Below are 14,413 nucleotides of genomic sequence, written 5' to 3' on the forward strand. Positions count from 1 at the left end.
GGCCCAGCGTCGGACGAAAGAGGAAACGAGACAATGATATCGGTGCTGAAATCCGATCTGGCTCGCCGCTTCGCTGGCGGTTTTCTGGTGGGGGCGATCGCCATCCTGGCCGTGCAGCCGCCCGAAGGCGCCATCCTTGCCATCGAAGCGTTGAAGGTCGCCGCCGGCCTCGCCTGATCGAGCCATCCCGCATTCATCGGGAAACTGCTAAGGGGTGGGCGAAGGATGCCCGCCATGACTTCGAAATTCGCCGTCATTCCGTTCACCATCGCCGCCGCCGCGCTCGCGGCCCTGGCCTGGCCGATGCTGTCCGCCACCCCCGCCAATGCCGAGCAGGCGCGAAACCTGCCCCGCGCGGCGATCGACGCCGCCGCCGGCAAGGGCACGCAGACCGCGGTGCTGGCGGGCGGTTGCTTCTGGGGCATGGAGGCGGTGTTCGAACAGATGAAGGGCGTCCGCTCGGTCACCTCCGGCTATGCGGGCGGCACCGCCGACACCGCGACCTATGGCCAGGTCTCCAGCGAGCGCACCGGCCATGCAGAGGCGATCCGCATCGATTTTGATCCGGCGCTGGTGAGCTACGGCACGCTCCTGCGCGTCTTCTTCGCGGTCGCGCACGATCCCACCCAGCTCAATCGGCAGGGGCCGGACACCGGCCCCAGCTATCGCTCCGCGATCTTTCCGCAAAATACGGAACAGGCGAAGATCGCGCAGGCCTATATCGCACAGCTCGGGCGCGTCCGCGCTTTTCCCAAGCCCATCGTCACCCGTATCGAGACGGGCCGCTTCTATCCGGCGGAGCCCTTCCACCAGGACTTCTTCCGCCGCAACCCGAACCATCCCTATATCCTGCGCTGGGACAAGCCGAAGGTGGCGGCATTCAAGGCCGGTTTTCCGGCATTGGCGCGATAATACCCCGCGAACGCGGGGACGACAGGTTGGAAATTCAAGCCGCCAGCGGGAACCGCAGCAGGCGATCGCTCAGCGGCACCAGCGCCTGAGCGCCACGGCCGACCGCGCGGATGATCTCCGGGTGGCCGGCATCGAGCCCGCCCGTCAGCGCGCCGAAGGCGGGCAGGATCAGCTTGGCACCGGTCGCGACGAAGCAGCGGCGCGAAACATGCCGCCCGCGCACGGTGACGCGGAACTTGGGATGGAAATGCCCGGACAATTCGGGCCGTATCTCGAGCGGATCCGCCTCATGACGCAGCACCAGCCCGTCCACCACCGCCTCCGCGAGAATCTCTCCGCCGAGCCAATCCGCCAGCGCCCCGTCGTGATTGCCGGTGATCCACACGAAACGCGTCGCGGCGGTGAGTGTGCGCAGCATGTCGCGTGCCCGCTCGGGCAGTCGCGCCGCACCCTCGCTATCATGGAAACTGTCGCCAAGGCACCAGATCTCCACCGCCCCGGTCGCCGCGCGTAGCGCCGCAAGATCGGCCAGCGTCGCGATCGAATCATATGGCGGCAGCATCTGGCCGAAACGCGCGAACCAGCTCGCCTTTTCAAAATGCAGATCGGCGACCAGCAATGCGCGCCGCGCCGGCCAGAACAGCGCCCCCTGCGGCAGCGCGATCAGATCATGCCCTGCGAACGAAAAGGGAACCATGCCCCCTCTTAACCCGCCTTCGTCGCCGCGTTCAAGGCGGAGGATCATCATATTTGGCGGTGTTGCGATGAATCGCGCCCTGGGGTTGCGAAGCCGCATCGCCATCGTCGGGCGGCGGCTGGTGATAATGCGGAATCAGCCGCTTGAAGAGGAATTCGGACAGCAGCAGCAGCAGCGCGAGCACGGTGCCGACGGCGAGCAACTTGTACTGGCCGAGCCCCGCGACGATCCCGGCGGAGGCGGAGACCCAGAGATTGGCGGCGGTGGTGACATTGTGGACATCGCCCCGCTTCACGAAGATCAGCCCGGCCGCGATGAAGCCGATCGCCTGCGCGACACCCTGGATCACACGCAGCGGATCGGGCTGCGAATTCAGATGCTTGAGCGTATCGAACAGCAGCAGCGAGGACAGCGTGACCATCGCCGAGCTGAGCGCGACCAATGCATTGGTCCTGAGTCCGGCGTCATGCCCACGTAATTCCCGATCGAGCCCGAGCAGCAGCCCGATCGCCGTCGCGATCCCCAGGCGCAGCGCGATCTCGCTCCAGCTATCGGCAACCAGCATTCGTTATCAAATCGCAGGCATATGCCCAGGTTCCGAATTTCGGGTGATTTCCGAGCCGGCCGGTGAGTCCGCCTGCCTCGAAATCACTCGGGCCGCCATGCGCGTGCCGGTATTGCGTTCCGCGCCGTCGGGCAGCAGCAGCCGAACCTTGCGATTGGCGAAATCCACCGAGACGCGATCGAACATGCGCAATGCATCCATGCCGAGCAGGATCGCGGGACGTCGCGTCAGATCGAGCGTACGGAAGATCGGCGCGTCGGCGAAGGCGATCGGCATGTTGTTGATCGTCGCTCCGCCCAGCTTGATCTCTCGCACGCTGGTATAGCTGGCTTCGGCGCGCCCACCGGTGACGCTGATCAACTCGATCGACTTGGGCGGATGGCGCGGATTGCGTTCGAGCAGCCGCCGCCGCAACGCGCCATTGCCCACCGACACCTGCGCGCCCGTGTCGATGATGACATCGACGCGCGAGCCGTTGAGCGTCGCCCCGGTCAGGATAAGCTGGCCGGCGCGCCGCCGCGCGGTGACGATGATCTCGTCCGGATCGTGGCGATCGCTCACCTTCCGCGCGGGCGTGATCGTCATCGTGCCTGCCTTGAAATCGAGCGTGACGCGCTGATCGCGCAGGCTGTCGATGCCGATCAGGCCCGATGCGCCGATATGCTGCTGGGCGAATGCGGGGGCACGAATGTCCGTGGTCGGATTCGCGCTGACCTTGAGCGACGGGATCAGCACCGTGGTCACCCGCTCGCTGCCCGTCATCGAATGGACCAGCGCCGATCCCGCATCGCTGAGCGCCAGCCGATCGGCAAGCTCGCGCGAGATCACGGTGCGCTCCGCGCCGGTATCGACCAGAAAGGCGAACGGCCCGACGCCGCCGATGCTGACCGGCACCGTCATGCGCATGGTCTTGTCGATTCCGATATCGACGACTTCCGCATGCGGCGTCGCGACAGCCACGGTCGCGGCGGGCTTCGGCGCCTCTTGCGCAGGGGCTTGCACGGCCACGGCGAGCGCCGCGGCCGGAAGCGCGAACAACAGATTTCTCGTCATGGCGACACCCTCTCCCAAGCGTCCGGAAGAAGGCTATGCCCTTTCTCGATATCCGGCAAGCACAACGGAGTCGGCGGGCGCCGCGCCGTCGGCGCGACACCCGCGAAAACCCCGCCTATTTGCCTTTGGCAGCCTCTGCCGCGCGCAGCACCCGCAGCGTGTTGCCGCCCATGATCTTGGCGATATCGGTTTCCGAATAGCCTTCCTTGAGCAGCCGCGCAGTGATCTTGGGCAGCAGCGAGACATCCTCCATGCCCTTGACGCCGCCGCCGCCGTCCCAATCGGCGCCCATGCCGACATGATCGGCACCGACCAGCTTCAGCACGTGCAGCATCGATGCCATGAAATTCTCGAAGCTGGCGTCCTGATAGGGCGCCTTGGCGTCCAGCGCGGCAAAATCCGCCGCGAGCTTGCGCTGCTCCTCCGGCGTCATCGTGCCGATCTTTTCCTTGCGCGCCTCGAGCGCATCGCGTTCGGGGCTGCTGTTGAGCGGTGCCAGGAAGATGCTGTTGATCTGGATCACGCCGCCCTTGGCCGCAACCGCCTTGATCCGGCCGTCGTCGAGATTGCGGGGATGATCGTTCGCCGCCTTCGGCCCCGAATGCGACAGGATGATCGGCGTCTTGGACAGCGCCAGCATCTGATCGAGCGTGGCATCCGACGAATGGCTGCCGTCGATCACCATGCCGAGCCGGTTCATTTCCGCCACCCATTGCTTGCCGAGCGGACTCAACCCGCCCCAGCGCGCCTTGCCCGTGGTGCTGTCCGCGAACTGGTTGTCGGCGCTGTGGACGGGGCCCACCATGCGCACGCCGCGCCGGTAGAATTCGCCGAGCAGCGACAGGTCCTCACCCAACGGATAGCTGTTCTCGATGCTCTGATAGACGATCACCTTGCCCGAGGCGGCGATCTTCTGCGCGTCGTCGGCCGTGGTCGCGAGCGCCATCGTGTCGGGATTCTTCGCGACGATCGCCGCGATCTCATCCGAGCGCTTGAGCGCGAAGGCCTTCGCGTCGGCGAATCCCTTGGCGGTCAGCGGCCCCTGCGCGGTGTAGATCACCCAGAAGCCGCCATCGAGGCCGCCCTGCTTCATGCGCGGCAGATCGACCTGGGTCATATCGTCGCCCATGGTGTGCCGTTGCGCGATATCCCAACCCGGCCGGCCGAAATTGGCGGGCGTGTCGAGATGCGTATCGAGCACGAGCAGCTTTTCATGGAGCGCGGCGGCATCGACGGGTTCCGCGGTCTTGGTCGCCGGCCCGCAGGCCGCGAGCATCAGGACGAGTGACAGGGCAGGTAGATGGGCACGCATATGGGGAGGCTCTCCTTTATCTCTCTGTGACGGTTGCTTATCGCGTGAGGAGAGCCGCCGCCAGACCGCATCGAATCGGTGCGATTCGGCAAATCCGCCGCCGGCGCCGATAAATGCCGCCCTCTCGCGATGCTCGAGTCGTTCCGGCTCGGATCGAACCGAAGCGACTCCGGATTCCCTGATATGTCGTGGTTCCCGAGCCGGCAGCCGAGTCCGGCTGCCCCGGAGCCGCTCCAATAGCAGGGTGCAGGGATGCTGACGCATCCGCACCCTGGAACGCTCAGGCACCGCGCGGGCTGGACCGGGATGCGATGAGCAATGCTCAGCGCATCCCGGCATAAGGCGGTTGACAATCCGCCCCCCATCGCGCATTGGGCCGCCCTTGAACGAGCGGCGGTTTTCGCCGCTTTTCTTTTTCAGATTCGCTGAATTCAGATTCGCATAAGGGTTTCGGGTCATGGCCAAGCCAACCACCGTCAAGATCAAGCTCGTCAGCTCGGAAGGCACCGGCTTCTTCTACGTCACCAAGAAGAATCCGCGCACCCAGACCGAGAAGCTGTCCTTCCGCAAATATGATCCCGTCGCGCGCAAGCACGTCGAGTTCAAGGAAGCCAAGATCAAGTGATCCCTCGCACCCTTCCGCGCAAGGAAGGGTGACGACCGGGCAGACGGGGCGGGCCGCGCATGCGCTCGCCCTTTGTCATGTCCGGAACTCCTGGAAAATGTCGGATCGACGCCGCTGCGGTCCTATAGCAGCCCGCTGACCTCGCCGATGAACTTCATCACCGAGATCGGCTTGGAGACATAAGCCTCCGCGCCCGCTTCGCGGATGCGCTCCTCGTCGCCATGCGCGGCATAGGCGGTCACCGCCATCACCGGAATCCGCTTCAGCGCATCATCCGCCTTGATCGTGCGGATCAGGTCGAGCCCGCTGACATAGGGCAGCTGGATATCCATGATGATCAGGTCGGGCGAAAAGGCGCGCGCGCGGTCCACCGCCTCGCGGCCGTCGCGAACGGGCTCCGCTTCGTGATCATGGGCACGCAGCAGATCGCAGAAAAGTTTGAGATTGAGTTCGTTGTCCTCGACAACGAGCACCCTTTTTGCCACGTCCCAGCCTCTTCGATGCAATGGAGACGCTCTAGGCGATGGCAGGCCCCGAGACAAATGCAGAGCCGCTGGCGCTCTCGGCGCTGGTCTGGACGCTGAGCGAACCGGCGCGTGCCGATCGACTGCTGAGCGTGACCGGGCTGACCGCCGACGATCTGCGCGCCCGCGCGGGCGATCGCGCGTTGCTTTCGGCGGTGCTCGCCTTTCTCGAAGCGCATGAACCCGATCTGATCGCGTGCGCCGCCGCGCTCGAGGTGAAGCCCTTGATCCTGGTCGAGACGCGCAGGATGCTCGACGCATGAGCCGGCCACTGCTGATCACCGATTGCGACGAAGTGCTGCTCCATATGGTCAGCCATTTCGGCGCGTGGCTGGGCGAAACCCACGCGATCGATTTCACGCCCGACGGCGCCGATTTCTCGCGCGCGATGCGCCGGCGGACCGATGGCGAATATCTGTCGCGCGCGGAGATGTGGCCGCTGCTCGGCGGCTTTTTCGATACCGAGATGCACCGCCAGACGCTGGTGCCCCATGCACGCGAGGCACTGGCCGACATATCCCGCTATGCCGATGTCGTCGTGCTCACCAATCTGGAGGACCATCGTCAGCCGCATCGCGTCGCGCAATTGCGTGGGTTCGGCATCGATTTCCGCGTCGTCACCAACCAGGGCGGCAAGGGCACGCCAGTGCGTGCGCTGCTCGAGGAATATGCACCGAGCGCGGCGGTTTTCGTCGACGATCTCGCGCATCATCACCAGTCGGTGGCCGACGAGGCGCCCGAGGTCTGGCGGCTGCACATGATCGCCGAACCCAGCCTGGCGCCGGCCGTGCCGCCGGCCCCCGCCGCACATGTCCGTATCGACGACTGGAGCGAGGCGCGGCACTGGATAGCGGAAAAGCTCGCCCCCGCCCCTCTTGTGCGCTGAAGCCCTTCACCTTTCCGACCACCCCTTCCCAAAGACGGAGCCCAGATCATGACTGATACGCCTGCCCAGAAGCTCGAGGAACTCGGCCTGAAGCTGCCCAAGCCCGCCGCCCCGATCGCGGCCTATGTTCCCGCCGTGGAAATCGGCGGCCTCCTCCATATCTCGGGTCAGCTCCCCTTCCGCGGCGGCGACCTGATGACCGGCCGCGTCGGCGAGGACGTCAATGTCGAATTCGGCTACGAAGCCGCGCGCAACTGCGCGCTGATGCTGCTCGCGCAGATGGAACAGGCCCTGGGTTCGCTCGATCGCGTCGAGCGCGTCGTCAAACTGGGCGTGTTCGTCGCCAGCGATCCGCACTTCACCGAACAGCCCAAGGTCGCCAACGGCGCATCGGAACTGATGCAGGCGGTGTTCGGCGATGCCGGCAAGCATGCGCGCAGCGCCGTCGGCGTGCCCGCCCTGCCGCTGGGCGCCGCCGTCGAAGTCGATGCGATCGTGGCGGTCAAGCCCGCCTGATCCCATATAGACCATATGCCCACAGGTCCGTTCGCATCGCGCCGCCATCGCAATCCCCGCATGGATGATGGCTGCGCGATCCGGACGGCATCGACGCCGGCGCCCCACCGATGAACGACGGCTTCGTCGCCCGCATCGGACAGGGCGTCGGCGATTTCGACGCCGTTGCCTGGAATGCCTGCGCCGGCGATGCGAATCCCTTCGTATCGCATGGCTTCCTGAGCGCGCTGGAGGATTCGGGCAGCGTCGGCACCGCCGCCGGCTGGCAGCCCGTGCCGATCGCCGTCGACGGCGATGACGGCCGGCTGGCCGGCGTGCTGCCCGCCTATGCCAAGAGCCACAGCCAGGGCGAATATGTGTTCGACCATAGCTGGGCCGATGCCTGGGAACGCGCGGGCGGACGCTATTATCCCAAGCTGCAGATCGCCGTTCCCTTTTCCCCCGTGCCCGGGCCGCGCCTGCTGATGCGCGATCCCGCCATCGCATCACACCTGATCGCGGCGGCGGAAACGATCGTGACGCAGAACGGATTGAGCTCGGCGCATGCCACCTTCGTCGCGCCCGATCAGGTGCCGTTGTTCGAAGCGGCGGACTGGCTGATCCGTACCGACAGCCAATTCCACTGGCAGAATCGCGGTTATCGCGGATTCGACGATTTCCTCGACGTGCTGGCATCGCGCAAGCGCAAGGCGATCCGCAAGGAACGCGCGGCCGCTGTCGCAGGGCTGGAGATCGTCCATCTCCAGGGTGACGCGATCGAACCGCGCCACTGGGACGCGTTCTGGCAATTCTATCAGGACACCGGCGCGCGCAAATGGGGGCGCCCCTATCTGACGCGCCCGTTCTTCACGCTGCTCGGCGAACGCATGGCCGATTCGCTGTTGCTGATCCTGGCGCTGCGCGACGGCAGGCCGATCGCCGGCGCACTCAACATGATCGGCGGAGACACGCTGTACGGCCGCTATTGGGGCTGTATCGAGGAAGTGCCCTTCCTCCATTTCGAACTCTGCTATTATCAGGCGATCGACGCGGCGATCGCACGCGGCCTCGATCGCGTCGAAGCCGGCGCCCAGGGCGGCCACAAGCTGGCGCGGGGCTATGAACCGGTGCCGACCTATTCGGCGCATTATATCGCCGATCCCGGCTTTCGCGCGGCGATCGCGGATTTTCTGCGCCGCGAGCGCGATGCCGTATCGCATGAGATCGGCGCGCTCGCCGAACTCGGCCCCTTCAGGAAATCCTGCTGACCCTTTTTACGATGGGGTCGGCGCTCAGGCGGCGTGGCGCGCCGTCTCGATGAGCCAGGCGCGCGCCTGGCGCTGTGCTTCGGCGATTTCGCGCGGGCTCATTTCGCCCGCGATTTCGGCCCGCCAACCCTGCGCTTCATGGCTGCCACGCAACGCCGCGAGGTTGAACCATTTGTGCGCCTGGATCAGATCGACGATCGTGTTTCCCGATCCCGACGAATAGGCCATGCCCAGTTCCAGGCAGGCATCCGGATCGCCGCGGCCGGCATCGGCAAGGCGGCTTTCGATGAAGAAGCTTTCAAGCTCCGCGCTATGTCCCATGTTCCCACACCCCTGTTCAGCCTTTCGGCCCAGGGGCACAATCCACCATATGGTTTAAAGAAATGGTTAACGCATCTTCACTTTGTTTTTCCGAGGAAAAACGGGATTATTGCGCTACCGATTCCGCCTCGACGGCCAGATTGTCGATCAGACGGGTACCGCCGATCCGGGCGGCCGCCATCAGACGCGCCGGCCTTTCGAGATCGTCCACCGGCTGGAGCGTTTCGGCATCACAAAGCGCGACATAATCGATCGGATCGAATCCCGCCCTGGCGAGCGCCGCTTCGGCGCGTTCGAGCGCCGTGGCCACAGCCGTTCCGCCGCTGATCGCGCGCGCCGCCTCTCCCAGCGCGCGCGGCAACATGCGCGCGGCTTCGCGCTCCTGCTCGGTCAGGTAGATATTGCGCGACGACAGCGCCAGGCCGTCCTCGTCACGCTGCGTCGGCACGCCGACGATCTCGATACCCATGTCGAGATCGGCGACCATGCGGCGGATCACCGCGAGCTGCTGATAATCCTTCTCCCCGAACAGCGCGAAATCGGGCCGTACCTGGTTGAACAGCTTGGACACGACGGTGGCGACGCCATCGAAATGGCCGGGGCGCGACGCACCGTCGAGTCCGTCGCTGACGCCGGTCACCGAAACCGTCGTGGCGAAGCCCGCCGGATACATGACCTCCACGGGGGGCATCCACAGCAGCGCGCAGCCCGCCGCCTCCAGCATGTCCGCATCGGCGCGCTCGCGACGCGGATAGCGCGAGAGATCCTCATTGGGACCGAACTGCCTGGGATTGACGAAGATCGACGTGACGACGCGATCGGCGCGCGCCTTCGCCGCTTCGACCAGCGCCATATGCCCGGCATGAAGCGCGCCCATGGTCGCCACCAGCGCCACCGACAATCCCTCGGCGCGAAACGCCGCGATCGCGGCGCGCAGCTGTTCGAGATCACGGACCGTTTGCACGCCTGCCTTGCCTCCGATATGGCCGGGACGCGCTCTTTGCGGGGGGCGTCTTCTGGAATCAAGTGGCTAGGGGGCCCGATCGCTACATGGCGGTGAATGGCGTGCATCTGATCGTCTTTGCGAACGAAAAGGGGGGCAGCGGCAAATCGACGACCGCGGTCCATACCGCGATCGGCCTGGCCAAGGCCGGCCGCCGCGTCGCGGCGCTCGACCTCGATACCCGGCAGCGGACATTGGGCCGCTATCTGGACAATCGCGCGGAAACGGTGCGCCGCGAGTCGGTCGACCTGATCCTGCCCGTCCATGAGGTGCTCGATCCGCTGACGGTGCCCGCGCTCGAAACCGCGGTGGCGAAGCTGGGCGAAGGCAGGGAATTCCTGATCATCGATACGCCGGGCCGCGATGACGATGTCGCGCGCGCCGCGATCGCGATGGCGGACACGCTGGTGACGCCGATCAACGACAGTTTCATCGATCTGGACCTGATCGGCCAGGTCGACCCCGAGACCTTCAAGGTGAAGCGCCCCAGCTTCTATGCGGAGCTGATCTGGGACCAGCGCAAATTGCGCGCGCGCGCCGATGGCGCGACGGTCGACTGGGTGGTGCTGCGCAATCGCCTTCAGCATGTCGAGGCACGCAACATGCGCCGCGTCGGCAACGCCGTCGCCGAATTGTCGCGGCGCGTGGGCTTCCGCGTGATCCCCGGCCTTGGCGAGCGCGTGATCTACCGCGAGCTGTTTCCGCGCGGCATCACCCTGCTCGACCTGGAGGAACTGGGTGAGCTCGGCATCAGCCACATCGCCGCCCGGCAGGAACTGCGCGAGATGATCTCCGCGCTCGAACTGCCCCAGCCGCAGGGCGAGCTCGCGCTCTGACATGGCGAAGCTGATCCTCCTTGCCGGGATCGGCCTGCTGATCTGGTTCTGGTGGCGTGGCAAGATGAGCCGTCGCACGCCGCGTCCGACGATGAGCGTCGCCGAGGCCCTGCGCCTGCTCGATCTGCCGCCCGAGGCCACGCCCGACCAGATTCGCGCGGCGCACCGCCGGCTGATCGCGCGCGTCCATCCCGATGCCGGTGGCAGCGCCGAGCTGGCCGGAAAAATCAACGCCGCGCGCGACCTGTTGCTGCGTTCGCGCGTTGTGCCGCCATCCCGATAGTGCGGGGCACGGCCCCATAAGTAACGGAGTGAAGCGATGAGCCATGTCTTCGATCCCACCACGCTGCGCGAATATGATATCCGCGGAATCGTGGGCCAGACGCTGGGCACCAAGGACGCCTATGCGATCGGCCGCAGCTTCGCGACGCTGGTGCGCAAGGCCGGGGGCACGCGCGTCGCGGTGGGTTATGACGGCCGCGAATCCTCTCCGTCGCTCGAAAACGCGCTGATCAGCGGCCTGAACGAAGGCGGGATCGATGTCGTCCGCGTCGGACTGGGGCCGACGCCGATGCTTTATTATGCGGAGGCCGTGCTCGAGGTCGATGGCGGCATCATGATCACCGGCAGCCATAATCCCGCCAATTATAACGGCTTCAAGATGGTGATCCATCACGCGCCCTTTTACGGCGAGCAGATCCTGGAGATCGGCCGGCTCGCGGCGGCGGGCGACTGGTCCGAAGGATCGGGCACGGTTTCCAATGCCGACATCATGGACGATTATGTCGGCCGCTTGCTCGCGGGCTATGCCGGCGGCGCCTATCGCATCGGCTGGGACGCAGGCAACGGCGCCGCCGGCCCGGTGATCGAGAAGCTGGTGAAGCTGCTGCCCGGCGAGCATCACCTGCTCTACACGGATGTCGATGCGAACTTCCCCAACCATCATCCCGACCCGACCGAGGAAAAGAACCTCGCCGATCTGAAGGCGCTCGTCGCCGAAAAGCAGCTCGATTTCGGCGTCGCCTTCGACGGCGATGGCGACCGGATCGGCGCGATCGACGGCGAGGGCCGGGTCGTGTGGGGCGATCAGTTGCTCGGCATCCTGGCCGAACCCGTGCTGAAGGCCAATCCGGGCGCAACCATCCTCGCCGATGTGAAAACCAGCCAGGCGCTGTTCGACCGGATCGCCGAGCTGGGCGGCAAGCCGCTGATGTGGAAGACCGGTCACAGCCTGGTGAAGGCGAAGATGAAAGAGGAAAATTCCCCGCTCGGCGGCGAGATGAGCGGCCACATCTTCTTCTTCTGGGATTATTACGGCTTCGACGACGCGATCTATGGCGCGGTGCGGCTGATGAGCGCAGTGCGCATGTCGGGCAAGTCGCTGACGCAGCTCAAGGACGAGATGCCGGCGATGGTCAACACGCCCGAGATGCGCTTCCAGGTCGACGAATCGCGCAAGTTCGCGGTTGTCGACGAAGTGCTCGACCGGCTGGAGGCCGATGGCGCCCGGGTCGATCGCACCGACGGCGCGCGTGTCACCACCGACGATGGCTGGTGGCTGCTGCGCGCATCGAACACCCAGGACGTTCTGGTCGCACGCGCCGAAGCCCATGACGAACCCGGTCTGGAGCGGTTGCTGGCGCAGATCGACGCACAGCTCTCAGCATCGGGAATCGTGCGCGGAGCCCCCGTGGCGCACTGAACATGATTGCAGCCGCACGCAGCAAAATTGCGTACGGTTGCAATCTTTGCACGCATACCGGTGTCATTCGCACTTGCGAGATCGGCCACCGCGCCGCAAGAGGGACGGGCCTTTCAGGCATCCTCTCCTAAACTTTCAAAGGCCGGTCCCTCTGGATCGGCCCTTTTTTTGTCTTTTTTTCAGGTGCTTCACAATCTGGCGATCAGCGCCTTCGCCTCCGCCGCCTGCCCGAAACCGGGCGAAGCGAGCGCCGATCGCGCCGCACCCATCGCCTCGGGCTTGCGGCCGACCGCCGCATAGGCCTGGGCGAGATGCCAGTGCACGGCCGGCGAGGCCGGCGCGATCGCGCGCGCCTTCTCGAGCAATTCTATGCCCGCACGACGATCGGTGTCGGTTTCGAACAACAGCCAGCCGAACGCGTCCGCCGCCGCAGGATTGGACGGGGCAAGCGCATAGGCGCGCGCGGCATAGGCCAGCCCCTTGTCGGCATCGCCCTTGCGAAACCATGCCCAGGCCAGATTGTTGAGGATCAGCGCGTCGCGATTGCCGATGCGCGCGCGCAACCCTTCGAGGATGCGGATCGAATCGCCCCATTGTTCGGCAGCCTGGAAATAGTCCGACGCAAGCAGCAGCGCCGCGACGTTGCGCGGATTCTGTGTGAGGAACAGGTTGAGCGTCGCGATCGCATCGGCGCGACGCCCGCCGCGATCGAGCGCATCGATCAGGCGCAACGCAACGGGTTCGTTGAAGCTGATATTGGCAGCCAGGCGATAAGCGTCCGCCGCCTCCAGCGGTTGCCCGATCGCGCCAAGCGCATCGCCGACCAGGATATGCGCCGCCGGCGTCCCGGAGTGCGCCCGCTGGAGCGCGCGCGCCTCCGACAGCGCCTGATCGCCGCGCCCCACCGCGAGCAGGCCGCGAATATAGCGGATTCGTGCGGGCGCGCCGCGATCGAGCGCCGCCTCTCGCGCGAGCGTGCCGAGATCACCGCCGCCGTCGAACGGCGCACCGCCGCGCGGCGCCGATGTTGAGGCGCGATCGAGATAGGCGGCGGCTTCGTCGCGCGCATCGATCGCCTCCAGCGCGCGCCCCGTCACCGTCAGCGTGTAGACATCGGCGTCGGGCCGATCCGCGATCGGGCGAAGCGCTGCGATGGCTTCGCGATAATTGCCGGCACGCCACTGCGCCGTTCCAAGCAACCGGCGCACGCGCAGATTGTCCGGCTGCATCGACACCAGCCGGTCGAGCCGACCGATCGCCTGTTCATAGCTGCCCGAATCGATTTCGAGCACGGCCTGGAGCAGCATGCCGCCGGGCATATCGTCGAGCGCGTCACCCGTCCGTTGCAGCAGCGAGCGCGCCAGGCCGAAATTGCGGGCGCGCGCCGCGAGCACCGCCTGCAGATAGAAGGCCCGGACGTTGCGGCCATCGAGCGCGAGCGCGCGGCGCGTCATCGCCAGCATTTCGCGCGCGCGGCCAAGGTCGCCGAGCGTCGCCGCCGCTTCGAGCAGCGCATCCACATCCTGCGGATCGATCTCGGCCGCGCGCTCGAACCATGGCAGCGCCGCCACAAGCCCATATTGGTTGCGGACGAGAATGCCCTTGAGAACCATCGCGTCGACCGAACGTGGAGCGATCGCCATCGCGCGATCGGCCGCCGCCACCGCGCCCGCCTGATCCGCGACGTCCATGCGGAACCGACCGAGCGCGACCCAGGTCGCGACATCCTTGGGCGCAAGCGCGAGCGACTGGTCGAACGCGGCTTCGGCGGCCGCCATGTCGCCCAGCGCGGCAAGCGCCTGGGCGCGGATTCGCGCGGCATAACCCGCCTGATCGGCGGGCGGCGGATCGCGATCGAGCACCGCCAGCGCCGCCTCGCCATTGCCGTTGAGCACATGGGCATGGGCGAGGAACGAGGATATGCTGGCGGCCGGCACGCCGGCGCGCAAGGCACGCTCCAGTTCGGCCTCCGCCCCCAGACCGTCACCCAGCGCCAGCAGGATGCGCGCCTGCATGGCATGCGCCGCCGCCCAGCCGGGATCGGCTTTCAGCGCATTCTGCATCTCGACGCGCGCGGTGCGTGGATCGCCGGCGCCGAAGGCCGCCATCGCGCGCCGCATGGCGGCATCCGCGGCGGCGCGGTCGGCAGCCAGCGCGGGCGCCGCAAGCAGCGCGAGCGCGATTGTCAGGGTGGTGATGCGGCGCATGGATCGA

General features: G+C 66.2%; 18 protein-coding genes. 10 read left to right on the top strand and 8 right to left on the bottom strand.

The window, feature by feature from the left end; genetic code table 11:
- Positions 1-42 precede the first annotated feature (42 nt).
- Together K7G82_RS30060 and msrA are read left to right on the top strand one after the other, a co-directional pair.
- Positions 43-177, top strand: coding sequence for a hypothetical protein (locus tag K7G82_RS30060; RefSeq protein ID WP_281423038.1), 135 nt, complete (start codon positions 43-45; stop codon positions 175-177).
- A gap of 57 nt (positions 178-234) precedes the next feature.
- Entirely contained in the window at positions 235-912 is a 678-nt protein-coding gene (gene msrA, locus K7G82_RS20320; RefSeq protein ID WP_246623720.1) for a peptide-methionine (S)-S-oxide reductase MsrA, read from the top strand.
- 34 nt (positions 913-946) lie between these two features.
- Here the strand turns inward: msrA and pdeM are convergent, their stop codons facing one another.
- The 4 genes from pdeM to K7G82_RS20340 all read right to left on the bottom strand — a co-directional run bounded on the left by pdeM (position 947) and on the right by K7G82_RS20340 (position 4,539).
- A complete protein-coding gene (gene pdeM, locus K7G82_RS20325) occupies positions 947-1,609 on the bottom strand; it encodes a ligase-associated DNA damage response endonuclease PdeM (RefSeq protein ID WP_222991744.1) in 663 nt (220 codons plus the stop codon).
- A 31-nt stretch (positions 1,610-1,640) separates the two neighbouring features.
- Positions 1,641-2,174, bottom strand: a complete 534-nt coding sequence (locus K7G82_RS20330; protein WP_222991745.1) for an MgtC/SapB family protein — start codon at positions 2,172-2,174, stop codon at positions 1,641-1,643.
- A 6-nt stretch (positions 2,175-2,180) separates the two neighbouring features.
- On the bottom strand, positions 2,181-3,227 hold the full coding sequence (locus tag K7G82_RS20335; RefSeq protein ID WP_222991746.1) for a retroviral-like aspartic protease family protein: 1,047 nt from the start codon (positions 3,225-3,227) through the stop codon (positions 2,181-2,183).
- 115 nt (positions 3,228-3,342) lie between these two features.
- Entirely contained in the window at positions 3,343-4,539 is a 1,197-nt protein-coding gene (locus K7G82_RS20340) for a dipeptidase (RefSeq protein WP_222991747.1), read from the bottom strand.
- A gap of 457 nt (positions 4,540-4,996) precedes the next feature.
- Here K7G82_RS20340 and rpmG point away from each other — a divergent pair, with 457 nt between their 5' ends.
- Entirely contained in the window at positions 4,997-5,164 is a 168-nt protein-coding gene (gene rpmG / locus K7G82_RS20345; RefSeq protein WP_222991748.1) for a 50S ribosomal protein L33, read from the top strand.
- Positions 5,165-5,286: 122 nt separating this feature from the next.
- On the opposite strand, the gene K7G82_RS20350 is transcribed toward rpmG, so the two are convergent.
- Positions 5,287-5,649 (bottom strand): response regulator, encoded by a 363-nt coding sequence (locus tag K7G82_RS20350; RefSeq protein WP_222991749.1) that lies wholly within the window; start codon positions 5,647-5,649, stop codon positions 5,287-5,289.
- 38 nt (positions 5,650-5,687) lie between these two features.
- Between K7G82_RS20350 and K7G82_RS20355 the strand changes: the two genes are divergently transcribed.
- From K7G82_RS20355 to K7G82_RS20370, 4 genes are all read left to right on the top strand, one after another.
- Positions 5,688-5,951 (top strand): DUF3572 family protein, encoded by a 264-nt coding sequence (locus K7G82_RS20355; protein WP_222991750.1) that lies wholly within the window; start codon positions 5,688-5,690, stop codon positions 5,949-5,951.
- On the top strand, positions 5,948-6,574 hold the full coding sequence (locus tag K7G82_RS20360) for an HAD family hydrolase (protein WP_222991751.1): 627 nt from the start codon (positions 5,948-5,950) through the stop codon (positions 6,572-6,574). Before K7G82_RS20355 ends, K7G82_RS20360 begins: the two co-directional genes overlap by 4 nt.
- Before the next feature lie 48 nt (positions 6,575-6,622).
- The gene (locus K7G82_RS20365) at positions 6,623-7,090 is read left to right on the top strand and encodes a RidA family protein (protein WP_222991752.1); all 468 of its coding nucleotides are present in this window, start codon (positions 6,623-6,625) and stop codon (positions 7,088-7,090) included.
- A gap of 110 nt (positions 7,091-7,200) precedes the next feature.
- Positions 7,201-8,337 (top strand): GNAT family N-acetyltransferase, encoded by a 1,137-nt coding sequence (locus K7G82_RS20370; RefSeq protein WP_222991753.1) that lies wholly within the window; start codon positions 7,201-7,203, stop codon positions 8,335-8,337.
- 24 nt (positions 8,338-8,361) lie between these two features.
- Here K7G82_RS20370 and K7G82_RS20375 read toward each other — a convergent pair whose 3' ends face one another.
- Entirely contained in the window at positions 8,362-8,658 is a 297-nt protein-coding gene (locus K7G82_RS20375) for an SEL1-like repeat protein (protein ID WP_222991754.1), read from the bottom strand.
- Positions 8,659-8,764: 106 nt separating this feature from the next.
- A complete protein-coding gene (gene panC / locus K7G82_RS20380) occupies positions 8,765-9,622 on the bottom strand; it encodes a pantoate--beta-alanine ligase (RefSeq protein WP_222991755.1) in 858 nt (285 codons plus the stop codon).
- A gap of 86 nt (positions 9,623-9,708) precedes the next feature.
- Between panC and K7G82_RS20385 the strand changes: the two genes are divergently transcribed.
- Genes K7G82_RS20385 through pgmG form a run of 3 tightly spaced genes read left to right on the top strand, consistent with a single transcriptional unit; the run spans position 9,709 to position 12,199 of the window.
- Entirely contained in the window at positions 9,709-10,497 is a 789-nt protein-coding gene (locus K7G82_RS20385; protein WP_222991888.1) for a division plane positioning ATPase MipZ, read from the top strand.
- 1 nt (position 10,498) lies between these two features.
- Positions 10,499-10,780, top strand: a complete 282-nt coding sequence (locus K7G82_RS20390) for a J domain-containing protein (protein ID WP_222991756.1) — start codon at positions 10,499-10,501, stop codon at positions 10,778-10,780.
- Positions 10,781-10,816: 36 nt separating this feature from the next.
- Entirely contained in the window at positions 10,817-12,199 is a 1,383-nt protein-coding gene (gene pgmG, locus K7G82_RS20395; RefSeq protein ID WP_222991757.1) for a phosphoglucomutase/phosphomannomutase PgmG, read from the top strand.
- 188 nt (positions 12,200-12,387) lie between these two features.
- On the opposite strand, the gene K7G82_RS20400 is transcribed toward pgmG, so the two are convergent.
- Positions 12,388-14,406 (bottom strand): tetratricopeptide repeat protein, encoded by a 2,019-nt coding sequence (locus tag K7G82_RS20400; protein ID WP_222991758.1) that lies wholly within the window; start codon positions 14,404-14,406, stop codon positions 12,388-12,390.
- Between the last annotated feature and the right edge of the window lie 7 nt (positions 14,407-14,413).

It is taken from the genome of Sphingomonas colocasiae (assembly GCF_019880585.1).
GTDB classification, from domain to species: domain Bacteria; phylum Pseudomonadota; class Alphaproteobacteria; order Sphingomonadales; family Sphingomonadaceae; genus Sphingobium_A; species Sphingobium_A colocasiae.